The organism is Aeromonas sp. sia0103, from assembly GCF_963895295.1.
Taxonomy (GTDB): Bacteria; Pseudomonadota; Gammaproteobacteria; order Enterobacterales; family Aeromonadaceae; genus Aeromonas; species Aeromonas encheleia.
Genome location: NZ_CAWQKG010000001.1, coordinates 20,978 through 43,818 on the forward strand (window position 1 = coordinate 20,978; position 22,841 = coordinate 43,818).

22 protein-coding genes are annotated in these 22,841 nt (G+C 60.3%); 8 read left to right on the forward strand and 14 right to left on the reverse strand.

Annotation, left to right across the window (positions count from 1 at the left end):
• Positions 1–53 precede the first annotated feature (53 nt).
• Positions 54–1,052 carry a BMP family lipoprotein gene (locus tag AACW18_RS00100; protein WP_042652944.1) on the reverse strand — a complete coding sequence of 333 codons (999 nt, stop codon included), beginning with the start codon at positions 1,050–1,052 and terminating at the stop codon, positions 54–56.
• Positions 1,053–1,462: 410 nt separating this feature from the next.
• Between AACW18_RS00100 and uvrD the strand changes: the two genes are divergently transcribed.
• Entirely contained in the window at positions 1,463–3,634 is a 2,172-nt protein-coding gene (gene uvrD, locus AACW18_RS00105) for a DNA helicase II (RefSeq protein ID WP_218389810.1), read from the forward strand.
• A 294-nt stretch (positions 3,635–3,928) separates the two neighbouring features.
• Complete coding sequence (locus AACW18_RS00110; protein ID WP_218389811.1) at positions 3,929–6,022, forward strand: P-loop ATPase, Sll1717 family; 2,094 nt, start codon at positions 3,929–3,931, stop codon at positions 6,020–6,022.
• A 106-nt stretch (positions 6,023–6,128) separates the two neighbouring features.
• Here the strand turns inward: AACW18_RS00110 and AACW18_RS21465 are convergent, their stop codons facing one another.
• Positions 6,129–6,269 carry a hypothetical protein gene (locus tag AACW18_RS21465; protein WP_305730718.1) on the reverse strand — a complete coding sequence of 47 codons (141 nt, stop codon included), beginning with the start codon at positions 6,267–6,269 and terminating at the stop codon, positions 6,129–6,131.
• A 218-nt stretch (positions 6,270–6,487) separates the two neighbouring features.
• Between AACW18_RS21465 and AACW18_RS00120 the strand changes: the two genes are divergently transcribed.
• On the forward strand, positions 6,488–7,000 hold the full coding sequence (locus AACW18_RS00120; RefSeq protein WP_218389812.1) for a hypothetical protein: 513 nt from the start codon (positions 6,488–6,490) through the stop codon (positions 6,998–7,000).
• A 421-nt stretch (positions 7,001–7,421) separates the two neighbouring features.
• Here the strand turns inward: AACW18_RS00120 and fabF are convergent, their stop codons facing one another.
• Together fabF and AACW18_RS00130 are read right to left on the reverse strand one after the other, a co-directional pair.
• Positions 7,422–8,699 (reverse strand): beta-ketoacyl-ACP synthase II, encoded by a 1,278-nt coding sequence (gene fabF / locus AACW18_RS00125; protein WP_218389813.1) that lies wholly within the window; start codon positions 8,697–8,699, stop codon positions 7,422–7,424.
• Positions 8,696–9,223: a winged helix-turn-helix transcriptional regulator gene (locus AACW18_RS00130; protein ID WP_218389814.1), complete on the reverse strand. Its 528-nt coding sequence runs from the start codon at positions 9,221–9,223 to the stop codon at positions 8,696–8,698. Before AACW18_RS00130 ends, fabF begins: the two co-directional genes overlap by 4 nt.
• 271 nt (positions 9,224–9,494) lie before the next feature.
• Here AACW18_RS00130 and AACW18_RS00135 point away from each other — a divergent pair, with 271 nt between their 5' ends.
• The gene (locus AACW18_RS00135) at positions 9,495–9,995 is read left to right on the forward strand and encodes a DUF1993 domain-containing protein (RefSeq protein ID WP_218389815.1); all 501 of its coding nucleotides are present in this window, start codon (positions 9,495–9,497) and stop codon (positions 9,993–9,995) included.
• Between the two features lie 187 nt (positions 9,996–10,182).
• Here AACW18_RS00135 and AACW18_RS00140 read toward each other — a convergent pair whose 3' ends face one another.
• Positions 10,183–10,629 carry an SRPBCC family protein gene (locus AACW18_RS00140; RefSeq protein ID WP_218292492.1) on the reverse strand — a complete coding sequence of 149 codons (447 nt, stop codon included), beginning with the start codon at positions 10,627–10,629 and terminating at the stop codon, positions 10,183–10,185.
• Positions 10,630–10,762: 133 nt separating this feature from the next.
• Complete coding sequence (locus AACW18_RS00145) at positions 10,763–11,419, reverse strand: hypothetical protein (protein WP_218389816.1); 657 nt, start codon at positions 11,417–11,419, stop codon at positions 10,763–10,765.
• Between the two features lie 303 nt (positions 11,420–11,722).
• Here AACW18_RS00145 and AACW18_RS00150 point away from each other — a divergent pair, with 303 nt between their 5' ends.
• Together AACW18_RS00150 and AACW18_RS00155 are read left to right on the forward strand one after the other, a co-directional pair.
• Complete coding sequence (locus AACW18_RS00150) at positions 11,723–12,217, forward strand: GNAT family N-acetyltransferase (RefSeq protein ID WP_218389817.1); 495 nt, start codon at positions 11,723–11,725, stop codon at positions 12,215–12,217.
• A 144-nt stretch (positions 12,218–12,361) separates the two neighbouring features.
• Complete coding sequence (locus tag AACW18_RS00155) at positions 12,362–13,030, forward strand: chromophore lyase CpcT/CpeT (RefSeq protein WP_218329889.1); 669 nt, start codon at positions 12,362–12,364, stop codon at positions 13,028–13,030.
• 12 nt (positions 13,031–13,042) lie between these two features.
• Here the strand turns inward: AACW18_RS00155 and AACW18_RS00160 are convergent, their stop codons facing one another.
• Entirely contained in the window at positions 13,043–13,939 is an 897-nt protein-coding gene (locus tag AACW18_RS00160; RefSeq protein ID WP_218389818.1) for a LysR substrate-binding domain-containing protein, read from the reverse strand.
• Between the two features lie 101 nt (positions 13,940–14,040).
• Between AACW18_RS00160 and AACW18_RS00165 the strand changes: the two genes are divergently transcribed.
• Positions 14,041–14,661 carry a LysE family translocator gene (locus AACW18_RS00165; RefSeq protein WP_218389819.1) on the forward strand — a complete coding sequence of 207 codons (621 nt, stop codon included), beginning with the start codon at positions 14,041–14,043 and terminating at the stop codon, positions 14,659–14,661.
• A gap of 95 nt (positions 14,662–14,756) precedes the next feature.
• Here AACW18_RS00165 and AACW18_RS00170 read toward each other — a convergent pair whose 3' ends face one another.
• From AACW18_RS00170 to AACW18_RS00200, 7 genes are all read right to left on the reverse strand, one after another.
• A complete protein-coding gene (locus AACW18_RS00170) occupies positions 14,757–15,866 on the reverse strand; it encodes a YeeE/YedE thiosulfate transporter family protein (protein ID WP_256351981.1) in 1,110 nt (369 codons plus the stop codon).
• Positions 15,867–16,118: 252 nt separating this feature from the next.
• Positions 16,119–16,760 carry a LysE family translocator gene (locus tag AACW18_RS00175; RefSeq protein ID WP_042652934.1) on the reverse strand — a complete coding sequence of 214 codons (642 nt, stop codon included), beginning with the start codon at positions 16,758–16,760 and terminating at the stop codon, positions 16,119–16,121.
• Positions 16,761–16,867: 107 nt separating this feature from the next.
• On the reverse strand, positions 16,868–17,686 hold the full coding sequence (locus AACW18_RS00180) for an AraC family transcriptional regulator (protein ID WP_218389820.1): 819 nt from the start codon (positions 17,684–17,686) through the stop codon (positions 16,868–16,870).
• A 71-nt stretch (positions 17,687–17,757) separates the two neighbouring features.
• Complete coding sequence (rarD, locus tag AACW18_RS00185; protein ID WP_042652932.1) at positions 17,758–18,654, reverse strand: EamA family transporter RarD; 897 nt, start codon at positions 18,652–18,654, stop codon at positions 17,758–17,760.
• A gap of 120 nt (positions 18,655–18,774) precedes the next feature.
• The gene (locus AACW18_RS00190) at positions 18,775–18,948 is read right to left on the reverse strand and encodes a hypothetical protein (protein WP_218389821.1); all 174 of its coding nucleotides are present in this window, start codon (positions 18,946–18,948) and stop codon (positions 18,775–18,777) included.
• Positions 18,949–19,073: 125 nt separating this feature from the next.
• Positions 19,074–20,570, reverse strand: coding sequence for an aldehyde dehydrogenase (locus AACW18_RS00195; protein WP_218389822.1), 1,497 nt, complete (start codon positions 20,568–20,570; stop codon positions 19,074–19,076).
• Between the two features lie 180 nt (positions 20,571–20,750).
• Positions 20,751–21,293 carry a cupin domain-containing protein gene (locus tag AACW18_RS00200; protein WP_042652930.1) on the reverse strand — a complete coding sequence of 181 codons (543 nt, stop codon included), beginning with the start codon at positions 21,291–21,293 and terminating at the stop codon, positions 20,751–20,753.
• Between the two features lie 173 nt (positions 21,294–21,466).
• Here AACW18_RS00200 and AACW18_RS00205 point away from each other — a divergent pair, with 173 nt between their 5' ends.
• Positions 21,467–22,798 carry an aspartate aminotransferase family protein gene (locus AACW18_RS00205; protein ID WP_218389823.1) on the forward strand — a complete coding sequence of 444 codons (1,332 nt, stop codon included), beginning with the start codon at positions 21,467–21,469 and terminating at the stop codon, positions 22,796–22,798.
• The last annotated feature ends 43 nt before the right edge of the window (positions 22,799–22,841 follow it).

Consider the following 22,841-nt stretch of genomic DNA (forward strand, 5'->3'; position numbering starts at 1 on the left):
AAAAACCGGCCCGTACGGGCCGGTCATCTTGGATTGAGAGTAGTAGCGGTGACTCAGTATTTGCAGGAGTTGTCACTCATGTAGTCGTGCACCTTGACCTTGCCGGAGATGATGTCGGCCTTGATGGCGTCAACCTTGGCCTTCATGTCCGGGGTGATCAGCTTCTCGTTGTCTTTGTCGAGTGCCCAATCCACCCCGCCTTCGGCCAGACCCAGAGTCTGGATACCCGGCTTCCAGCTGCCCTTGGCGGCGTCATCCCAGGACTTGTAAGCGGCCAGGCCAACATCCTTGACCATGGAGGTCAGCATGGTGCCAGGTTGCAGGTGGTTCTGGTTGGAATCCACGCCGATGGCCAGCTTGCCTTCATCTTTGGCAGCCTGGTAGACACCGATACCGGTACCGCCGGCGGCGGCATAGACCACGTCGGCGCCCTTGGCGAACTGGGACTTGGCCAGCTCGGCACCCTTGGCCGGGTCAGCAAAGGCGGCCGGGGTGGAGCCGGTCATGTTCTGGTACACGTCGATCTTCGGATTGATGTACTTGGCACCCTGCTCGTAGCCGCACTGGAATTTGCGGATCAGCGGGATGTCCATGCCACCCACGAAGCCGACCTTGCCGCTCTTGGAGGCGATGGCTGCCAGCGCACCCACCAGGAAGGAGCCTTCATGCTCCTTGAAGATGAGGGACTGGACGTTCGGCTTGTCGACCACCATGTCGATGATGGTGAACTGGGTTTTCGGGAATTCGGTGGCGACTTTCTCTACCGCGGAACCCATGTTGAAGCCGACGGCGACGATGGGGCTGTTGCCACGGCTGGCCAGACGGCGCAGACCCTGCTCACGCTGGGCTTCGTTCTGGGGTTCGAACTCCTTGACCTTGACGCCTTTGTCCTTGTTGTAGACTTCGACGCCATTACGGAACACGGCTTCGTTGAAGGATTTGTCGAATTTGCCGGCGGTATCATAGATGACGGCGGGATCGGAGGCTGCCTGGGCGGACAGGGCAGCGAGGGTGAGGGCGGCCACGGTGGCCAGCTTGAGCACTTTAGTCACGATCGTATCCTTGATTGTTATGTGAGGGTCCACAACCTGTTATCAGCAGGTCATAAAGCACGCCGGCTAACTGTAAGTGAGCCATCGTGTGGGTCAAGGGGATCATAAAGGAAAAACGTTTGCGTTAACGGTTTGAAATATAAGCAAATTGATTTATAAGTGTTTGTTTTTGTACTTGTTTTCAGATGTAAATGCTGCGATTAATAAGGCTCAAATGACATTTTTGTTTATATTCATGGTGTTATAAGCAAGCGTTTTCTTCCCTTGATGAAAAAGGAAGCTTCCATTGGCGCCAATCTGTGGCATGGGAGGCGGGCGATCCGCCCGTGACGGGAGCGGCCGCACGACGATTTGGTCTCTGGCCGCTCAGGCCGTATAATCGCCGCCTGTATAAATAAACAGGAGTGGTGATGGACGTTTCAACCCTGCTCGACGGGCTCAACGACAAGCAACGAGACGCGGTCGCGGCCCCTCGCAGCAATCTGCTGGTGCTGGCGGGCGCCGGCTCGGGCAAGACCCGGGTGCTGGTGCACCGTATCGCCTGGCTGATGCAGGTGGAGCGTTGTTCACCCTTCTCCATCATAGCGGTGACCTTCACCAACAAGGCGGCCGCCGAGATGCGCGGCCGGGTCGAGAAGGTGATAGGCGACGGGGTGCGCGGCATGTGGATCGGCACCTTCCACGGCATCGCCCACCGCCTGCTGCGGGCCCATCATCTGGATGCCGGCCTGCCGCAGGATTTCCAGATCCTCGACTCCGACGACCAGTATCGTCTCATCCGCCGGGTGCTCAAGGCATTGAATCTGGACGAGAAGCACTGGGCACCGCGCGCCGTGATGGGCTACATCAACGGCAAGAAAGACGAAGGCCTGCGCCCCGGCGACATCGATCTCTACGGCGATCCCGTCACCCGCACCTATCAGCAGATCTACAAGACCTATCAGGAGACCTGCGATCGCTCCGGGCTGGTGGACTTTGCAGAACTCTTGCTGCGCGCCCACGAGCTGTGGCTGAACAAGCCGCACATCCTCGAACACTACCGGGATCGCTTCCAGAACATCCTGGTGGACGAGTTCCAGGACACCAACGGCATCCAGTACGCCTGGCTGCGGATGCTGGCGGGCGAGTCCGGCAAGGTGATGATCGTCGGGGACGACGATCAGTCCATCTACGGCTGGCGCGGCGCCAAGATCGAGAACATCCAGCGCTTCCTGACCGATTACCAGGGCGCCGAGACCATTCGCCTCGAGCAGAACTACCGCTCCACCGCCAACATCCTCAAGGCCGCCAACTGCGTCATCGCCAATAACTCGGAGCGGCTCGGCAAGGAGCTGTGGACCGAGGGGGCGGAAGGGGATCCCATCTCGCTCTACGCCGCCTTCAACGAGGTGGACGAGGCCCGCTTCGTGGTCGGCCGGCTCAAGGACTGGAAGGAGAAGGGCGGCCTGCTGGCCGACTGCGCCATCCTCTATCGCTCCAACGCCCAGTCCCGGGTGCTGGAAGAGGCGCTGATGCAGGACGCCATGCCGTACCGCATCTACGGCGGCCTGCGCTTCTTCGAGCGGCAGGAAATCAAGGACGCCATGGCCTACCTGCGCCTCATCAACAACAGAGGCGACGACGCCAGCTTCGAGCGGGTCGTCAACACCCCGACCCGGGGCATAGGCGAGCGCACCCTGGAGATCTTGCGCAACAACGCCCGGGATCAGGGGCTCAACCTCTGGCAGTCGGCCAGGGTGCTGCTCAATGACAAGGTGCTGACCGGTCGCGCCGGCAACGCGGTGCGCGGCTTCGTCGATCTCATCGACGCGCTGGAGGAGAAGGTCTCCTTATTGCCTCTGCATCAGCAGGCGGACATCGCCATCCAGCACTCCGGCCTCAAGGCCATGTATCTGGCCGAAAAAGGGGAGAAATCCCAGGCGCGGGTGGAGAACCTGGACGAGCTGGTGACGGCTTGCCGTCAATACCAGCGGCCGGACGAGCTGGAAGACATGAGCGATCTGTCGGCCTTCCTCGCCCACGCGGCGCTGGAGTCCGGCGAGAATCAGGCGGACGAATACGCCGATGCGGTGCAGCTGATGACCTTGCACAGTGCCAAGGGACTGGAGTTCCCGCTGGTGCTGCTGGTCGGCGTGGAGGAAGGTATGTTCCCCAGCCAGCAATCCACCGAGGAGTCGGGCCGGCTCGAAGAGGAGCGCCGCCTCTGCTACGTGGGCATGACCCGCGCCATGGAGAAGCTCTACATCTGTTATGCCGAGAGCCGCCGCATCTATGGCCGCGAGATGTTCCACAAGCCGAGCCGCTTCATCCGCGAGATGCCCGCCGAGTGTCTGGAAGAGATCCGGCTGCGCACTCAGGTGAGCAGACCCACCCAGTACGGCCGCTTTAGCCAGAACGAGGTGCAGCAGAGCTTCGACGCCAGCGGCATCAAGCTCGGCCAACGGGTGCTCCATCCGAAATTCGGCGAAGGCATAGTGCTGAACTTCGAAGGGGTCGGCCAGCAGAGCCGGGTCCAGATCCAGTTCGACGAGGTCGGCGCCAAGTGGTTGGTGACGGCGTATGCCAGATTGGAAGCGCTCTGATTTTTCCCGCCTTTTGATATAACCAACCCGGCTTAGGCCGGGTTGTTTTTATAACTGTTATCAAAAATCTTTAAGGGGAGGGGCCGTCTGTGTTTCACTATTCGAATCGAACCTCTCACTCCCAGTACGAGGCGTGACACAAATCACGGTCTAGATATTAATCTGTGTCCATAAGCATGATAAACATCTTATTATGATACAACCATGGTCTATTGCTTTATATAGAGTGTTGAGCCAAATTATTGCAAACCATTTTCGAATGATATCTGCGGCTTTATCATCTAGAGGATATATATGAGTAATAATGTCACTTCTAAATCAAATCCATTTGGTGATACTACAGCAGAAAATGATAGACCAATGCTGAGTAGTGCATTTATCGAGACCGCAGATTTTAGAGCATTAATCGAGACAGATGATAGAACGGTAGTGGTTGGAAGACGTGGGACAGGCAAAAGCGCATTGTTCATTCAGTTACATGAGCATTGGAAAAAAGATAGAAAAATATTGGTGTTAAGCTTCTCTCCTGATGACACACAAATAATCGGTTTTCGATCTATGTTAAAACCATTTACTGGGTCATTTAATTTAGCTCGTGCAGCAACTCGGTTATTATGGCGTTACGCTATATTAATGGAGATAGCATCACATATATCATCGCATTATAAACTTTCATCACACATTGCATCAGATGTAGTACTAAATGAACACACTAAACGATGGATATCAGTGCATGGTGATATATTAAGGCGATGCAGGATTATTGCGAAAGAATATTTAGATGAAACAAACCCAGAAGAATCCATTGGGGATTTGCAGTTTAATTTAAAAATATCTGAAATTGAAGCCAGTATTATAAAGCTTCTTACTAGTGCTGATCGGCGAGTTATTATATTAATGGATAAACTCGATGAGGCTTATGAGCCAGACAACCTAGGAATTGGAATAATTGCGGGACTTACATATGCCTCAATTGAATTAAACCAGAAAACCAATTGTATCAGACCAATTATATTTTTAAGAGACAATATATTTCGAGCTTTATCAAAGGAGGATCCGGATTACTCAAGAAATATTGAGGGGCAAGTTATTCGATTACACTGGGACTGGGCACAGTTATTGATGCTCTCTGCAAAAAGAATGAAAGTTGCATTTTGTCTAGATATTGAAAAGGATCAGCGAGTTTGGGATAGATGCGCTGCTGATGACCTAAAGGGGCGAAATGGATTTAAAAGATGTCTTCAGTTTACGCTGTACCGGCCAAGAGATTTACTTTCATTACTAAATGAGGCATTTTTTTCAGCCTTTAGAGAGGGGCGGCAAATAATTATAAGTCCTGATCTAGAATATGCCGCCAGATCTATTTCAATGGCAAGGTTGGAAGATTTGTGGAAAGAATATCAAAAAATATTTCCATCTATTCAGCTAATAACTAGCCTATTCAGAAATATTGAACCGGAATTAACCGTATATACATGTTTAAAACGAATTGAAGCATCTCAAGAAGTAATTGATGATAGTGCAGATCCCAAAATAATTTCCGAGGTGAGATTATTAAAGTCAAGTGGGATACTACAGAGCCTATATAGTGTCGGATTCATCGGTATATATGACAAAAACACATCCTCTTTTTCATTTTGTCATGATGGCAGAACTCCCGATAAGGGATTCGAGAATGATGATCGTCTATTAATTCATCCATGCTATTGGCTAGGGTTAAATCTAAATAAAAATGCGCTTACTCCGGAAGAAGCTGAGGAAATAAATGATGAATATGATATCAGTGTGGTGTCTGAGAACTCAGCTATAAGAAATAAAACCATTGGCCAAATAACTACGCATTTAGATCAGATTCCTCATGGTGTTGAAGGTGCTGTTGAATTTGAACAGTGGTGCTTGGATGCATTAAGGATTGTATTTGCCTCGCACCTGACAGATATAAAAAAACATCCAAATGGTAGCGCAGTTCAAAGAAGAGACATTATAGGGACAAATGGAGGCAAATCTGATTTTTGGAAGAGAGTTTTAGAGGACTATAAGGCTAGGCAAGTTGTGTTTGATGCAAAAAACTATTCTGATTTGGGCGCTTCAGAATATAGGCAATTACAATCATATTTGACTGGTGTCTATGGAAAGCTTGGATTCATAATTAATAGGGATGATGATGAAGTATTGAAAGCAGGCAAAGATTTAGACTGGACAAGAGAAATGCATCAGTCACATCAGGCTTTGATAATAAAACTGCCCGCTAAATTCATATCTAAATTATTACAGAAATTAAGAAATCCAGAAAAACATGATGCGATTGATAGCCAAATGGGGAAATTGCTTACTTTATATGAAACCTCATATATGGCGATAAAAAGTACTCAAAGAAAAAGAAGATAACAAACTCCGCAAGTTGTAGATTATTGGCCGTAGGTTCGATTTGTTAAGTAACACTCGAACATTGCGTTATGAGAGGTTTACTCCAGCATATCTACGGCCCATCTTCTCACCAATCCTGCGGATAGATGCTGCTTGCCACATAGAGATGGAAGGTGGAATACGGCCAGTCGGCCACCCGCGTGACATGGCCATGCTTGAGCGGGTTGATATGGATGTAATCCATATGGATGGCGGTAATCCTGCGCATCCCGGATCAGGTGTTCCCAGTAGTGGCGCTGCCAAATGCCCTGCTCTCCATGGCGCAGCCGGGTTTGGCTGCGCCGTTCGGTCACCAATGACATCTGGGACACTCATCTTTCTGAGGTGAGCCTCCGTGTCATCACCCCAAGGTGGGTGTCCCAAGATGCTGCTTTGACGGTGCCGCGAACCAAGGCATACTGCCCCGTCACCAGATGGGAGTCATTAATGTCTAAATGGATGCCGATACTGTGCTGGTCGTGGCGGTGGTTTTTACGGAAAACGGCGCTGGCACTGCTGACCAGCCTGCTGTTTCTGCTCTCGTTTACCCTGTTCCAATACGCTTCTTGGTGGCCTGCACTGACCGAGGACATGTCCCTACAATGGAGCGGCCTCTCTTCGGGGCGGACCTTTGCCGAGTTGGCGCTGCCCATGCTGGAGTTCAGCGTTTTGCTCGCCTGCGTCTTCTGCCCCCTGTTTCTGCTGATACCCCGCCCGCTGCTGCCACCACTCTTTGCCGGGCTCTGGCTGTGGCAGACCTATGACACCGCCTTTATGACGGCGACCGCCTCGACCTGGCAGCCTCACGAGATCATCTGGACCTTTATCCTGCCCCATACCCATTGGTTGCTGCTCACGCTGCTGCCCCCTCTGCTGCTGAACCGCCATCTCGGCAGGCGGCTATTTGCTGATACACAGGCAACCCAGTCAGAGGCTGTCACCCTTGCCGACAGGCTGTAATCAAAGGGATCGTCCGACTGCGCTTCGCTAATCGAACCGAGAAATCTGGGACACCCACCTTTCTGAGTAAGCCGTAGCCAGGCTGGTGATGGGGTGATGGATGGTTGGCTCAGGGGCTGGAGTTGGAGCAACAAGGCGACGGTTCTGGCCTAAAAAGCCTCTTATTCAGGCAACGTCATGCCCGGCATCGGATGACATGCCGGGGTGTGATATGAAGCGGGGCTAGCGATTCAGAGGGGCGGCTGGTGACAAATCTGGGAGACAAATCTGGGACACCCACCTTTCTGAGCGAGTCGTAGAGGGGTTGGTGCTCGACATCAAAAAGATGGGTATCCAAGATGATGGAAAGAGTCGGCGAGCGCCCGGGCGGGGAGTTCGCCGCCCATTCAGCCGGCATGATGATGTTCACCCGCCGGCGAGATCAGGCTCCCTGCCAGCGCTTGAACAGCACGCTGGCATTCACGCCGCCAAAGCCAAATCCATTGGAGATGGCGTGCTCGATCCGCATGTCACGGGCCGCGCCCCGCACTATGTCCACGCCGTCGGCGAGCGGATCGGGGTGTTGCAGGTTGCGGGTGGCGGGCACTCTCTGGTCGCGAATGGCCAGGGCGGTGAAGATGGCTTCTATGCCCCCGGCGGCCCCCAGCAGATGGCCGGTGGCTGACTTGGTGGAGGTCACCGCAATCTGGTTGTCATCGCCAAATACGCGTTTGATGGCGGCCAGCTCTCCCTTGTCACCCACCGGAGTCGAGGTGGCATGGGCATTGAGGTGCTGGACATCCGCCGCCTGAATGCCGGCCTGAGCCAGGGCCGTCATCATGGCGCGGCGTGCGCCGTCGCCATCTTCGGGACCGGCGGTGAGGTGATAGGCGTCGGCACTGGTGCCATACCCCACCAGCTCCACTATGGGGGTGGCACCCCGGGCCAGGGCGTGTTCCAGGGATTCAATCACCAGGATCCCGGCCCCTTCGCCCATGACAAACCCATCGCGGTCGACATCGAACGGACGGGAGGCCGCTTCGGGATCATCGGCATAGGCGGACGACAGGGCGCGGGCCGCGGCAAACCCGCCCAGGCTGACGCGGTCTATGGTGGCTTCGGCCCCGCCACAGATGGCGATGTCGGCCTCACCGCAGCGAATGAGTCGGGCGGCGTCGCCAATGGCCTGCACCCCTGCGGCGCAGGCCGTGACCGGCGCCCCGAGCGGCCCTTTGAAGCCGAAGTTGATGGAGACATGGCCCGCCGCCATGTTGACCAGGAAGGAGGGGATGGTGAAGGGAGATAGGCGGCGCGGTCCCCGTTCATCCGTGGTACGCACGGCCTCGACGATGGCGGGGAAGCCGCCGATGCCCGAGGCGATGATGGTGGCGGTGCGCTCCTGCTCCGCCGCCGTCTTGGGGGCCCAGTTGGCTTGCAGCAGGGCCTCCTTGGCCGCGGCAATGGCAAACAGGATGAAGCGATCCATCTTCTTCTGCTCCTTGGTCGATACCACGGCATCGGGGTCAAACCCGGCCACGGGATCTTCGGCCAGGGAGGGCACCATGGCGCCCACCTTGGCGGCCAGCCCTTCGGTGAAGGCCTCCGGCAGGCGGCGCAAGCCGGACTGGCCCGCCAACAGCCGCTGCCACACGGTTTCCACCCCATATCCAAGCGGGGTCACCGCTCCCATTCCTGTCACCACGATGCGAGTTGAGCTCATGATTCTGATTCCTGTTTCGAAGGGTTATCGCCGCTCATCACGCCATTGGCATGGTGCAGACGCTGCTTCATGCCATCACTGGCGGCCGGTCCCGGCACCAGGGTGTGGCGCGAGGGTGAAATCTCCTGACCCGTGCGCCTGTCCACCAGCATGGGGTCGACCAGTTCACCCGTCTGGGCATCCCTCAGCTGGATGCTGGCCCCCTCGGGAGCCAGGTGGTTATTGCCCCAGGTGAGCAGGGCGATCAGCACGGCGCTGAGATCCTGGCCGCGGGGGGTGAGCGCATATTGATAGCGAGGGGGCCGCTCGGAGTAGAGCCGCTTCTCCATCAGGCCCCCCTCGACCAGGGCGGTCAGGCGTCGGGTCAGTATGTTGGGGGAGATGCCAAGGCTCTTTTGAAATTCATCGAAGCGCGACAGGCCATGCATGGCATCGCGGATAATCAGCAGACTCCACCACTCACCGACGTGATCCAGGCTGCGGGCGATGGGGCACTGCTGTTCACTCAGACTCTTCTTGCGCATGTGGGGTCATCAGGTTACTTGCATAATGGAAGTAACCATACGGTCCTTACTTCCATTATGCAAGTGACTCGTGCCGTCCGGTGGTGGGCGACGTTATGCGGCACCTTGGAGAGAGGAAATCTACGACCCTCTGCAATGGTTGCCATAACCTGTCGCGGATCACGCTCGCTCCCTGGGCTTTTTATCGCCATGGGCTCGAACCGGAAAACGGATGCGCTATAGTGGGGGCCGCTCGTGCACATCCGCCTTCAACCCGATTAGAGAACGCACCATGAACCGTGACATTACCGCCCAGTTTATCAAGATGCTGACCAACCTCGACGGCTGCCTGGCCAAGGCCGCCGCCCATGCCGAGGCCAAGAAGTTCAACGTGGACAACTTCTTCGGCGAGCGCCTCATCGTCGACATGCTGCCCTTCTCCAAACAGGTGCTGATCTGCTGTGACTCGGCCCGCGCCGTGGTCGCCACCGCCAGCCACAGCGAGATGCCGGTCATGGGGGACGAGCCCAAGACCATGGCGGATCTGCGCACTCATGTCGAAAAGACCATCGCCTTCCTGCAGAGCAAGCTGGACGCCGACTACGGCCGGTTCGAGAGCGGCCACTACTTCCCCTACTGGGCCGGTGGCAAGGGGATGGATGGCAAGACCTGCGTCCATGAGTACGGCATCCCGAACTTCTACTTCCACCTGACCATGACCTATGCCCTGCTGCGTCAGGCGGGGGTCGATCTCGGCAAGAAGGACTACCTGGGCGGCCTGAACCTGCAATAAGCGTTCTAGCCTTTCGCCAGAGAGCCTGCCATGTCGGCAGGCTCTCTGCGTTTGGGGGGAGCAACAGGCGTGGCGGGCCGGGTCGCCGCCGGTCGAGCGCCGGACCATATGTGTGGCGGCAGGCAGATAGAAAACGGCGACCCAGGGTCGCCGTTTGGCCAAATATATGGGTGCGCCGCCCGCGCGGCTAACCCGGTATCTCGGGCTCGACCAGGGCAAGCAGTTGGGTCAGGGACTCCTGCCAGCCGAGGTAACACATCTCGACCGGGATCACCGCGGGGATCCCCTCCTGCACTATGGCGAGGTCGGTGCCGCACAGCACCGGGCTGAGGCTGATGGTCACCCGCATCTCCCCCGGCAGGTTGGGGTCATCGAAGCTGTCCGTGTAGCGAATGCGCGCACCTGGCACCAGCTCGAGGTACTCGCCGCCGAAGGAGTGGCCGTGGCCGGTGCCGAAATTTGTGAACGACATCCTAAAGGTGCCGCCGACGCTGGCGTCTAGCTGGTGTACCTGGCAGGTGAAGCCGTGGGGCGGCAGCCACTTGGCCAACGCATCCGCCTCGATGAAGGCTCTATAGACCCGCAGCGGCGGGGCCTTGACTACCCTGTGCAGTCGTACCGTTCCTGTCGTCATGATTCATTCCTCTTCCTGGGGTCCCGCACAAGGATAGCCGCTCATGGGCGCCGTGCCCGCCCCACCCCTGGCCGCCAGGGGGCGAGGGGAGAAGGACAGGCGCAGGGATGGTGGCGGGATGGGAGGCGGCGGCTTAGCCGCCAAGGGCGATGGTGATGACGACGATCACGGCGCCCGCCGCGGCGAACAGGATGCCGATCAGCCAGGGGCGTGGGGAGCCGGCGTAGTGGGCCAGGCCATGACCGATAAGCATCAGCATCAGCAGGGCGATGGCGTGGGAGAGGCGCAGCGCCAGCACGGTGTCATCGAGGAAGATGAACGGCAGCAGCACGGGGAAGGTGGAGAGGAACACCAGCAGGAAGACCCCCAGAGTGTTGCGCAGATCGTTCCAGAAGAAGATGCGGCCCAACGCCGTGGTGGGGTGCTCGTTCAGGCGAGCCTGCCAGCCTCTGAGCTCCTCGTCGCGACTGATCTCGGCCAGCAGTTGCGGCAGTGCATCGCGGATCGCCAGCAGGGCCGCCGGCTCCCCCTGCGGCAGCAGGCGCAGCTGTTGCAGCAGTCGCAGGGAGCGGCCGCGCTCGGCCAGGGTGGTGATGAGGTAGACGATGGCATCGATCATGCCCCAGGCGATGTTGCAGCCGATGCCGGCGATCAGCAGCTCCTTGACCTCCGCCTGCCCCGCCTCCAGGGCGTTGAAGCAGCCGGTGAAGGTGAGCACCATCAGCAGGCCGAACAGGATCTCGGAGTGGCGGGAGATGGGATCGAGGGGGGAAAAGCGGGATTGGCTCATGGCAGACTCACTTCCTTGTGACTCGGATATGGACAAGCATGGGCCGGCTTTTCATCCGCGGTCAAGGCGCCATAGCCGCAGGCCGGACGCCGCCTCGGCCTCCTGGTCAAACGGCTATCACCCAGGTCGGCATCAGGGGGGGGTGGCGGCCACTGTATTTGCAGCAGGGGGAGGCGATGGCCGCCGTTCGCTCATATAATCGCCGCCATGCAAGAGACTCATACGGCCTTTCTGATACGGCGACCCAGCCCGGCTGGTGCGGGGTGGCCCTCAACACAGACAGAGATTGGCAGGAGTGTGAACATGAGCGAGGTCGTGATCGGGTGCGCGGTCGAGGGCGATCTGGATGGCATAGCGGCGCTGCAGGCCGAGAATCAGGCCGATCGCGGTGGCTCCCTGGCGGCGAGTCTGCCGCGGGACAAGATTGCCGAGATGATGGGTGCCATGCCGCTGATAGTCGCGCGCCGGGAGGGGCGGGTGACTGGCTTCCTGGTGACCGGCTCGCGGGCCATGACCATAGAGGTGCCCGTGGTCAGGGCCATGTTCTCCGCCTATGAGGGGGCGCCCGATGCCTATGTGTACGGCCCCATCTGCGTGGCCGCCGAGGCGCGGGGCCAGGGCCTGGCGCAGGCGATGTTCTCGGCGTTGCGGCACCAGCTGCCGGCGCGGGAGGGGATCCTCTTCATTCGGCGTGACAACATCGCCTCGCTGCGCGCCCACGAGAAGATGGGCATGCACGAGGTGGCCGCGTTCGAATTTGGCGGCAACGAGTTTGCGGTGCTCTCCTATCTTGGCTGAGGCGGCGAGGCTGGTCCCTGCCGTCAGCTTCTTTCGCTAACCGAGTGATTTTTCGATAGATCTGCAAGGAGTTGATCAAGGTAGAGGTTATTGCCGCCGTTCGCTCATATAATCGCCGCCATGCAAGCGACTCGGAAGGATTCGATGATACAGCTGATGGCTGCCCTGTTCGGGTTGTTTTACGCCAGCCTGGTGTGGGCGGCGCCGACCCCCTTTGTTGCCGCGCCGGCGACCACCCTGGCGAGCCAGGCCAGCATGGAGCCGCTGCTCTCCTGGTTCACCGGCGAGTTCTCCAGCCAGGAGCAGGCCGGCTACGATCGCCGCTTCACCAGCGCCGAGCTGCGGCTGGTGGAGATCTGGCCCGGTGACAGCGGCTTTCGCTGGGTCTATGCCGAGCAATTCCTGACCGAGCGGGCGGTGCGCCCGTTTCGTCAGCGCATCTACCGCTTCTCCCCGCTGCCGGACGGCCGCATCCTGATGGCCGAGCTGACCATGCCCAGGGCCATCGACTTCGCCGGCGCCTGGCGCAAGCCCGAACTGCTCGACTCCCTCACTCCGCAACAACTCTCCCTGCGCCAGGGCTGCGAGATCTGGCTGACCCGCCAACCCTCCGGGGAATACGCTGGCCACAGCAGGGTCGGCAGCTGCGCCACCAACTTCGGCGGCGCCAGCACCCTGGTGCAATACCTCTGGATCGGTCCCAACAGCGTCAGGCTGCTGGACAGGGCCTACGACAACGACGCCCATCAGCGCTGGGGCAGCCCCGGCGAGGGCTATGTCTATCTGCGCAGGGTGAAACAGCGCGGGGAATGAGCCGGCCCGCCGTCAGGCCGCTATGTCCAGCTCGTGGCGATGCTCGCTGAGGTAGTCGATCAGCAGTCGCAGCCGCAGCGGCATGGGCTCCCTGGCGGGGTAGAGCATGTTGACGGGGCGCGGGGTGGGCAGGGCATCCGGCAGGATTTCCAGCAGGGCGCCGCTGGCCAGCTCCTGGCTCAGCAGGGCGCGCGGTTGCAGCACTATGCCCGCATGGTTCAGGGCGGCCACCTTGAGGGCGCCGCCATGGTTGCTGATGAAGGGGCTGTCCCACAGGTGCAGCTGCTCGAGGGGAAACTCCGCGGCCAGGCCGGACTGGGTCAGCCAGGGGGTGAAGCCCAGGCAGCGATGGCGAGCCAGATCCGCCAGCTCGAGCGGGGTGCCGTGGCGTTGCAGGTAGAGGGGGGAGGCGCAGAACACCGAGGCCGAGTGGCTCAGCGGACGGGCGATGTAGGCGGCGTCCTTGGGGGTGCCGACCCGGAAGATGAGATCGAAACCATCGCCGATCACATCGACCAGCCGATCACAGAGATCCAGCTCGATGCGGATCTGCGGATATTGCGCCATGAAGCGGCACAGCAGGGGGGTCAGCCGATAGCTGCCGAAGGTGATGGGGGCATTGATGCGGATCTTGCCCGTCGCCTGGCCGGTGTGGGCCTGGGTATTCTGCTCCAGCTCCCGATAGTGTTGCAGCAGGCTCTGGCAACCGCCGAGGTACTCCCTGCCCGCCTCGGTCAGGCTCTGGCAGCGGGTGTTGCGATTGAGCAGGCGGGAGCCGACCCTGGCCTCCAGCCACTTGATGTATTTGCCGATCATGGCCGGCGTCATCTCGAAGCGATCCGCCACGGCACTGAAGCTGCCGGCGCGGGCGACCTCGACGAAGATCTCGATGGCGGTCAGGCGATCCACTCTAAACTCCTGGTTTATAAAGCCGAGCGCCACTATGTCTGGCTGGCGAAGAGGCTGTCAATATACTGGGCGGCATCCAATCGACCACGGAATGCCCTGCGATGAGTCTCGAATATTACGCCCTCTACCTGCTGCTCGCCCTGGGGACTGTGCTCAGTCCCGGCCCCGCGGTGATCTACACCATAGGCAACACCCTGACCCGGGGCACCCGCCACGCCATCGCCGGCTTCATCGGGGTGGCAGTGGGGATACTGCTGGTGGCAACCCTGGCCTCGCTGGCGGTGCTCTGGTTTACCCACTGGCTGGCCGGGGGCCAGCAGATCCTCACCCTGGGGGGCGCCCTCTATCTGCTCTACCTGGGGGTGAACTCCTGGCGTCAGCGCGGGGTCAGCCCAGTGGTGGGCACGACCACGGATCGGGATTGTCTGCGCAGCTTCGCCAAGGGGGTGCTCATCAGCCTGCTCAACCCCAAGGCGATCATCTTCTTCACCAGCCTGTTCCCCCAGTTCATCGACTTTCGCCAGGGGGCGCTGGGCCAGTGCATGCTGCTGGCGCTGAGCTTCAGTGGCGTGGTGCTGCTGGTGCACGGCGGCTACTGCCTGGTGTTTCGCTGGGTGGGGCTGCAGGGTTATGGCGATCGCTTCGCCAGGGGGATCAACCGGTTGTCGGCGGTGATGTTCACCGGCTTCGCGCTCTTGCTGCTGATAAGGGCATTGGGCTGAGAGGGGGATCGGGAGGCAGTGCCGGCAGGGGGAACCCGCTTGGCGAAGAAGAGCGGGATGGTGCCGACCCAGATCGGCCCCATCCCGTGCTTGCATCAGAGTTTGAACAGCGGCCGCAGGCGGATGCCGATCAGGCTGCCGCCGAGGGCCATCAGCATCCAGACCCAGCCGTGCAGGCTGCCCGACGCAGTGCCGTCGAAGAAGCCGCCGAGGTTGCAGGCGCTGTACATGGCGCCCATCCCCATCAGCAAACCGCCGAGGATAGCCGCCAGGCTGTTGCCGAGGCGGATCGGGGTGTGGCTGCCGCCCCCGCTGAGACAGCGAGCCAGCGCCGCCCCCAGGATCCCCAGCCAGAACATGCCGACCATGGGGTTGGTGAACAGTGGCTGGGCCAATTTCGGGTTGCCCTCGAACAGGCCGAACAGGGAGGCACCGCGCAGCGCCATGTCATAGACGGCGCCGGTGATGGTCCAGGCCGAGCCGTGCAGAGCCACCACCGCGGAGTTGAGCAGGGCGATCAGGATGCCGCCGGTCAGCACGGTGAAGCGACCGTCGCGCCAGAACAGGTTGCCGCCGCCGAAGATGGGCTTAATCTCGCCGGTGCGCTTCAATTCACTCTTGCGAAACAGCAGGAACAGCACGGCGACCAGCGCCAGGTTGAGCAACATGCCGCTCCAGATATTGCCGGTCAGATCCTTGGCCAGCACGATCTGGCTGGAGAAGGTGGCGTCGAAGGTGGGGCGGAACTGGTTGCTGATCAGGGTACCGATGCCGTAGCAGAGCAGCACCAGCCAGAAGCGGGGCTGGCCCTCGCCACAGCAGTAGAGGGTGCCGGTGGCGCAGACCCCCGCCAGCTGCATGCCGATCCCGAACAGGAAGGCGCCGACGATGAAGGGAATGCCGATGGCCATCACATTGCCCACCATGGCATCGCCAAACAGGGCGTGGCTAAAGGAGAGGAAGCAGGTGAACAGCAGAATTTCGATGGCGATGGTGAGCAGGTGAACCCGCACATAGTAACTGTTGCGCTTGGTCAGCATCTCGCGCCAACCGAACACTATGCCGAAGCGACTGAAGGAGAGGGTGAAGCCGAAGCCGAATCCGATCAGGGCCATCAGGGCCCATTTCATACCAAAGGTGTTGCCGAGCCAGAGTAACGCTCCCCCCGCGAGTGCCACGATGGGGAGCGACCATTTTCGAGTCATGCCGATGCATCCTTAAACTATTGTGGTGAGTTGACGGCCTGCATCCTAATCCCACAATGAGTCCGACACCAGCCCGCTCTACGGCGGGCGTGGTTTGCATGGCTCAGATATAGGCACTCGCCTCGCCGGCCAGCTCCACCAGGATGGAGAGACTGGGCGGGTGATACCAAACAGCAGGTCGGTGACCAGATTGAGCGGCCGTTTCACCCTACTGCGCTGGGTCCACTCGGCGACGGGTGTGGCCTGCATGGCTCAGATATAGGCGCTCGCCTCGCCGGCCAGTTCCACCAGGATGGAGAGGCTGACGGCGCCAAACAGCAGGCCGGTGACCAGATTGAGCGGCCGTTGCACCCGGCCGAGCAGATGTTGGGCCCGTGCGGTGGAGAGGCTCCAGGCCAGCAGCCCGAACCAGGCCAGAGACAGCAGGAACAGCTCCAGGATCAGCAGGCCACGGGTCAGGCCGTCCACCTGTGGTGTCACCATGGCCGCCAGCAGGCCCATGAAGAACAGCAGCGCCTTGGGGTTGAGCAGGTTGGTGGCGAGCCCGGCCCGCAGCCCCCGGTTCCAGCCTTGCAGCTCGCCGCCGGCCCTGAGTGCCAGCGTCGCGCTCTCCTGCCGCGCCGCCTTGATCGCCCCCCAACCGAGCCAGCCCAGATAGAGGGCACCCACTATCTTCACCGCCATGAACAGCCAGGGTTGGCTGGCGATCAGCAGGCTGATGCCGGTCAGGCTGAGGGTGGCGTGCAGCAGGATGGCGAGCGCTATGCCGAGCGCCGCCCCCAGGGCGGTGGGCCTGTGCAGGCTGGTGCGCAGGATCAGCGCGAAGTCGGGACCCGGGCTCGCCAGGGCGATCAGGTGGATGAGACCTATGGTCAGAAACAGGCTGGTGAACATGACATAACTCCAGGAAAGACGACGAGGTGGCAGCATGGGGGATAGGGGCGGGGGCTGGCTTGTAAAAGATTGCATCTGCCGGTGGTAATCGGTCGGGCCGGTGGCCGTCAGCTCGACTGGCCTGTGAACGACTGCATCTGCTGGCGGTAGTCCGCCGGGGTGAGGCCGAAGGCCTGGCGGAAGCCGTGGTGGAAGTGGCTCTGATCGAAGAAACCGACCGCCAGCGCCACCTCGCTCACCGGCAGGCCGCGGGCGAGCAGGAGCTTGCCGCGTTCGAGGCGCAGCCGCTTGAGCCAGGCATAGGGGGTCATGCCGGTCTTCTTCTTGAACTGGCGCAGGAAGGTGAAGCGATCCAGGCCGAACTGGGCGGCGAGATCCTCCAGGCTGTGGCGCTGATCCAGCTGACCCAGCAGATAATCGCGCAGGTAGCGCAGCTGGGGATCCGCCAGGGCGTGGCGCTCCGGTGCCAGCCGCAGCAGATCGCCGAGCAGGGCCAGCAACCGGCTCTCCGCCAGCAGGCCGTCCGGTTGGGGGCGATCCAGGTACATGTGCAGCCGGGCGAAGCCCTGATAGAGGTCGGGTCTGGCCTGTAGCCCTTTGTCGAAGAAGGGCTCAGGGTTGTCTGGCAGCCAGCGCGCCAGCTGCTCGGGGGCGATGGCAAACACCCGCACCTCGTAGCCTTCCGGCAGCAGGCTCAGGCCGTCGTGCATCTCGTCCGGGTTGACGGTGGAGAGCTCGCCGCGCACCAGGTTGTGGCTGCTGCCCTTGTGGATGAACTTCTGGCCGCCCTGCTGCACCAGACCTATGTGATAGTCCAGGTGTACGTGGCGGCCATAGCTGAACTCCCTGTGGTGGGAGTGGGAGAGTTCAACCCCCGGCAGCAGCGGGGATTGCCAGTAATGGATGCGGGATTGGGGTGCGCTCATCGACTATTGATAACCCGAAAGCCGGCGATTGGCTTGTAGATTATTGCGTCGACCACAGCGCACCCTGGGCCTCAACCCGCGGCCTGACGGCGCTTGCCGCTGCGCAGCCCGTCCAGGCTGAACAGCACCAGCGCGCTCCAGATGCAGCCGAAGGTGATCATCTTGTCCAGCGCCAGCGACTCCCCGTACAGGGTCACCGCCAGGATGAACATCAGGCTGGGGCCTATGTACTGGAAGAAACCCAGGGTGGAGAGCTTGAGCCGGGTGGCGGCCGCGGTGAAGCAGAGCAGCGGCGCCGTGGTGACGGCCCCGGCGGCGATCAGCAGCAGGTTGAGGTGCCAGTCATTTTCGGTGAGGTGGCTGGTGGGGCTGTCGGCGAATCCCCACAGGTAGATGGCGGCGGGGGGCAGCATGATCAGGGTCTCGATCAGCAGGCCGGTGAGGGCATCGAGGGCCAGCTTCTTGCGGATGAGGCCGTAGATGGCGAAGCTCGAGGCCAGCACCAGTGCAATCCAGGGCAGGGAGCCGAAGGCGATGAGCTGGACGGCGACCCCGATCACCGCCAGCCCCACGGCCCACCACTGCAGGCGGCGCAGCTGCTCGCTCAGGAACAGCATGCCGAGCAGCACGTTGAACAGCGGGTTGATGTAGTAGCCGAGACTGGCATCCAGCATGTGGCCGTTGTTGATGGCCCAGATGAACAGCAGCCAGTTGCCACCGACGGTGACCGAGGTGAAGGCCAGGGTGAGCAGCACCTTGGGTTGGCGCAGCACCGCCCGCACCTTGTGCCACTGGCGGCCGAGCAGGGTCAGCACCAGCAGCAGGACGCAGGACCAGATCATGCGATGGGTCAGGATCTCGGCGGCCGGGACGGCGGAAATGGTCTTGAAGTAGATGGGCGCCAGGCCCCAAAGGGTATAGGCACACAGGGCATAGATGACGCCCTGGCGCTGAATTTGTTGCTGCATGTGGATAACCTTCAGAGTCGGATGTTGGAAAACATCGCAAAAAATCAGTGTAGCGATACTTTTGGGGGGAAAGAAGTGAATAAACGAGGCTTGGCGAGATTTTTACAGCATGGAACCGGCTCAGCGGCCGCCGCCACGGCGGATCTTCTCCACATCCATCAGCAGCCACAGCATGAGTACGATGGCGGAGATCCAGGGGCCCCAGATCACATAGGCCTCACCCTGGCCCAGCACGAAGAACAGGAGCGGCAACCCCACTACCAGAAACAGTACACTTCCCAGAAAAAACAGCATTTTTATCTTTATATTTAACAGCTTGTCTATTTGACGATTATATCGATTGAGGCGGGTGATGAAAGGGTAAAAATGGAAAAGGGGGATTTCTCCCCCTCTTTCGTCACATCGGCTCATTTCTGACATTAATCGAGCTGGATCCAGGTGCTCTTCAGCTCGGTGTACTTCTCCAGCGCGTGCAGCGACTTGTCGCGGCCGTTGCCGGATTGCTTGAAGCCGCCGAACGGCATCGTCATGTCGCCCCCATCCCAGTTGTTGACGAACACAGTGCCGGCACGCAGGGCGCGGGAGCCCTTGATCGCCTGATTGAGGTCCGCAGTCCAGATGGCGGCGGCCAGGCCGTAGTCGCTGTCGTTGCCGAGCGCTATGGCTTCTTCGAGCGTGTCGAAGCCGCTCACCGCCAGCACGGGGCCGAAGATCTCCTCGCGGAAGATGCGCATCTGCGGCGTCACCTCATCAAAAATCGTGGGGGCTATATAGAAGCCACCGCTCTCCTGGTTGGTGCGCTGGCCCCCCAGCAGCAGCTTGGCGCCCTCCTGCTGGCCGATCTCGATGTAACGCAGCACCTGCTCCAGCTGGATGCTGTCCACCATGGCGCCGATGCGGGTGGCGGGGTCGAGCGGGTTGGCGGAGATCCACTCGCGGGCATGGGCCAGCAGCCGCGCCATGAACTGCGGCTTGATGCTGTTTTGCACCAGCAGGCGGGAGGCGGCGGTGCACACCTCGCCCTGGTTGTAGAAGATGGCGCCGACGGCGCTCTTGGCGGCGGCGTCCAGATCCGGCACGTCCGCCATGATGATGTTGGGGCTCTTGCCGCCACACTCCATGAAGGCGCGTTTCAGGTTCGATTTGCCGGAGCACTGAACCAGATGCTTGCCGATCTTGGTGGAGCCGGTGAAGGTGATGCAGTCCACGTCCATGTGCATGGCCAGCGCCTCACCCACTGTGTGGCCAAAGCCTGGCAGCACGTTGAAGACTCCATCCGGGATGCCCGCCTCTTTCGCGATACCGGCGATGCGCAGGGCGGTGAGGGGGGATTTCTCGGACGGCTTGAGGATGACGGAGTTGCCGGTGGCGAGCGCCGGTCCCAGCTTCCAGCAGGCCATCACCAGCGGGAAGTTCCAGGGGACGATGGCGGCCACCACCCCGAGCGCCTCGCGGGTCACCAGCGCCAGCGCGCTCTCCTCGACCGGGGCGACCTGATCGTAGATCTTGTCGATGGCCTCGGCGTTCCAGGCGATGCAGTTGGCGGCGGCGGGGGCGTCATAGCCCATGGCGTCGCCGATGGGCTTGCCCATGTCCAGCGACTCCAGCAGCGCCAGCTCCACCTTGTTGAGGCGCATCAGCTCGGCGAAGCGCTGCATGATCTGCTTGCGCTGCTTCGGGGCCAGCCCGCTCCAGCGCTTGTCGGTGAAGGCGGCGCGGGCGGCTTGCACCGCCAGCTCGGCATCCGCGGCATCGCAGGATGCCACCTTGGTCAGCAGTTGGCCGTTGGCAGGGTTGATACAGTCGAAGGTGGCGCCGTTGACGGCGTCCCGGTAGCTGCCGTCGATAAAGGCTTGTGAGGGCAGGGTCAGATGGGCGGCCTTGTGTTGCCACTGGGCCAGGGTCAGGTCACTCATGTTCACTCCTTAAACCGGCAAAGATAGTCTCCGCGTATCAATATGCTAAACATCCTGCCGCTTGTAAATCATATGTGTACAACTTTGTTAAACATTTGCCCCCGTCAGCCTTTGGCAACGGACGGGGATATCACCGGGGCTGGTGGGCCCGCCCGTCCGCCAAAGGCGGCCGCTCCGTCATCAGAAACTGGCCGGGGTGTTGGCCGAGATCAGCACGCACTCCTGCTCGCCCACGTTGCGGAAACGGTGCGGGGTGCGGCTGTCGAAGTAGTAGCCATCCCCCGGCGCCAGCAGGTGGATCTGCTCGCCGACGGTCACCTCGACCTGACCCTGGATGACGATGCCGCACTCTTCCCCTTCGTGGCTCAGCATGTCGTCGCCGGTGTCGGCCCCGGGGGGGAGGATCTCCTGCATCATGCCGATGGCGCGGTTGGCACGGCTGTGGCCCACCAGCCGATAGCTGATGGGGTGGGTGCCGAGATCCGGCATGTCGTCCGCACGGAAGATCACCTCGGAATCCATCTCCGTCTCATCGGTGAAGAAGCTGGCGAGCGACATGGGAATGCCTTCCAGCACCTTGCGCAGCGAGGCCACGGACGGGCTCACCTGATTTTTCTCGATCTGGGAGATAAAGCCGTTGGTCACACCGGAGCGCTTGGCCAGCTCGCGCTGGGAGAGGGCCGCCTTGGTGCGAACCGCCTTGAGGCGGTGACCGATATCCATCGATAGACACTCCTTGACTGTTTACTATTATTAAAATTGTGTTAAATATCTTATACCACCCCAAGAGGGTGACACCAAGCAGGGGCGATAAATGGCCCTTTTTTATGGATTCAGGTGTTTAATTTAATAGGCACAAGCCAAGCGTTACTAAACGCCTTAAGGATGAGGTGACCATGAAACCGATAAGCGACATCAATACTCCCTCCGACATGTCCGCCTTCTGGATGCCCTTCACCGCCAACCAGCAGTTCAAGGCGGCGCCGCGTATCCTGAAGTCGGCAGAGGGGATGTATTATCACTCAGAGGATGGCCGCAAGATACTGGATGGCACCGCCGGGCTCTGGTGTTGCAACGCGGGCCATGGTCGGCGCGAGATTGCCGAGGCGGTCTCCCAGCAGATCTCCCACCTCGATTTCGCCCCCACGTTCCAGATGGGCCACCCTCTGCCGTTCGAGCTGGCCAACCAGCTGGTGGAGATAGCCCCCAAGGGATTCGGCCACGTCTTCTATACCAACTCCGGCTCTGAGGCCGTCGACACGGCGCTGAAGATAGCGCTGGCCTGGCAGCGGGCGCGCGGCCAGGGGAGCCGCACCCGCCTCATCGGCCGCGAGCGCGGCTATCACGGCGTCGGCTTCGGCGGCATCTCGGTCGGCGGCATCCCCGGCAACCGCAAGTGGTTCGGCTCCCTGCTGACCGGGGTGGATCATCTGCCCCATACCCTCAACATCGCCAGGAATGCCTTCACCAAGGGCCTGCCCGAGGAGGATCTCAGCCTGGCCGACGAGCTGGAGAAGATCGTCTTCCTCCATGATGCCAGCAACATAGCCGCCGTCATCGTCGAACCCATCGCCGGCAGCACCGGCGTCATCATGCCGCCCAAGGGCTACCTCAAGCGGCTGCGGGAGATCTGCACCAGGCACGGCATCCTGTTGATCTTCGACGAGGTGATCACCGGCTTCGGCCGACTGGGTGCCCCCTTCGCCGCCCAGGAGTTCGATGTCATGCCCGACATGATCACCTGTGCCAAGGGGCTCACCAACGGCGCCATCCCCATGGGGGCCGTGCTGGTGCAGAACCACATCTATGACGACATGATAGCGGCGGGCAAGGGGGCCATAGAGCTGTTCCACGGCTACACCTACTCGGGTCACCCGGTGGCCGCCGCCGCCGGTCTGGCGACCCTGGAGATCTACCGCAACGAGAATCTGCTCAACCGCGCCGCCGATCTGGCGGGCTACTGGGAGGAGGCGGCCCACTCCCTCAAGGGCTGCAAGCATGTGAAGGATGTGCGCAACTACGGTCTGGTGGCGGGCATCGAGCTGGAATCCATGCCGGATGCACCGGGCAAGCGTGGCTACGAGGTGTTCGTGCGCTGCTTCGAGAAGGGGGCGTTGGTCCGCGTCACCGGCGACATCATCGCCCTGTCGCCACCCCTCATCATAGAGCGCAGCGAGATCGACGATCTGTTCACCCTGCTGCAGGATGCCCTGCAGGCACAGGACTGATTTTTCACCTTATTTTTGCATGGTGCCCGCGCTGCGGGCGCCA

Bases quoted from the DNA above. Each gene is read 5' to 3' on its own strand.
- uvrD (WP_218389810.1), top strand. From the start codon at position 1,463: ATGGACGTTTCAACCCTGCTCGACGGGCTCAACGACAAGCAACGAGAC.
- AACW18_RS00110 (WP_218389811.1), top strand. From the start codon at position 3,929: ATGAGTAATAATGTCACTTCTAAATCAAATCCATTTGGTGATACTACA.
- AACW18_RS21465 (WP_305730718.1), bottom strand. From the start codon at position 6,269: ATGCGCAGGATTACCGCCATCCATATGGATTACATCCATATCAACCCG.
- AACW18_RS00120 (WP_218389812.1), top strand. From the start codon at position 6,488: ATGTCTAAATGGATGCCGATACTGTGCTGGTCGTGGCGGTGGTTTTTA.
- fabF (WP_218389813.1), bottom strand. From the start codon at position 8,699: ATGAGCTCAACTCGCATCGTGGTGACAGGAATGGGAGCGGTGACCCCG.
- AACW18_RS00130 (WP_218389814.1), bottom strand. From the start codon at position 9,223: ATGCGCAAGAAGAGTCTGAGTGAACAGCAGTGCCCCATCGCCCGCAGC.
- AACW18_RS00135 (WP_218389815.1), top strand. From the start codon at position 9,495: ATGAACCGTGACATTACCGCCCAGTTTATCAAGATGCTGACCAACCTC.
- AACW18_RS00140 (WP_218292492.1), bottom strand. From the start codon at position 10,629: ATGACGACAGGAACGGTACGACTGCACAGGGTAGTCAAGGCCCCGCCG.
- AACW18_RS00145 (WP_218389816.1), bottom strand. From the start codon at position 11,419: ATGAGCCAATCCCGCTTTTCCCCCCTCGATCCCATCTCCCGCCACTCC.
- AACW18_RS00150 (WP_218389817.1), top strand. From the start codon at position 11,723: ATGAGCGAGGTCGTGATCGGGTGCGCGGTCGAGGGCGATCTGGATGGC.
- AACW18_RS00155 (WP_218329889.1), top strand. From the start codon at position 12,362: ATGATACAGCTGATGGCTGCCCTGTTCGGGTTGTTTTACGCCAGCCTG.
- AACW18_RS00165 (WP_218389819.1), top strand. From the start codon at position 14,041: ATGAGTCTCGAATATTACGCCCTCTACCTGCTGCTCGCCCTGGGGACT.
- AACW18_RS00170 (WP_256351981.1), bottom strand. From the start codon at position 15,866: ATGACTCGAAAATGGTCGCTCCCCATCGTGGCACTCGCGGGGGGAGCG.
- AACW18_RS00175 (WP_042652934.1), bottom strand. From the start codon at position 16,760: ATGTTCACCAGCCTGTTTCTGACCATAGGTCTCATCCACCTGATCGCC.
- AACW18_RS00180 (WP_218389820.1), bottom strand. From the start codon at position 17,686: ATGAGCGCACCCCAATCCCGCATCCATTACTGGCAATCCCCGCTGCTG.
- rarD (WP_042652932.1), bottom strand. From the start codon at position 18,654: ATGCAGCAACAAATTCAGCGCCAGGGCGTCATCTATGCCCTGTGTGCC.
- AACW18_RS00190 (WP_218389821.1), bottom strand. From the start codon at position 18,948: ATGCTGTTTTTTCTGGGAAGTGTACTGTTTCTGGTAGTGGGGTTGCCG.
- AACW18_RS00195 (WP_218389822.1), bottom strand. From the start codon at position 20,570: ATGAGTGACCTGACCCTGGCCCAGTGGCAACACAAGGCCGCCCATCTG.
- AACW18_RS00200 (WP_042652930.1), bottom strand. From the start codon at position 21,293: ATGGATATCGGTCACCGCCTCAAGGCGGTTCGCACCAAGGCGGCCCTC.
- AACW18_RS00205 (WP_218389823.1), top strand. From the start codon at position 21,467: ATGAAACCGATAAGCGACATCAATACTCCCTCCGACATGTCCGCCTTC.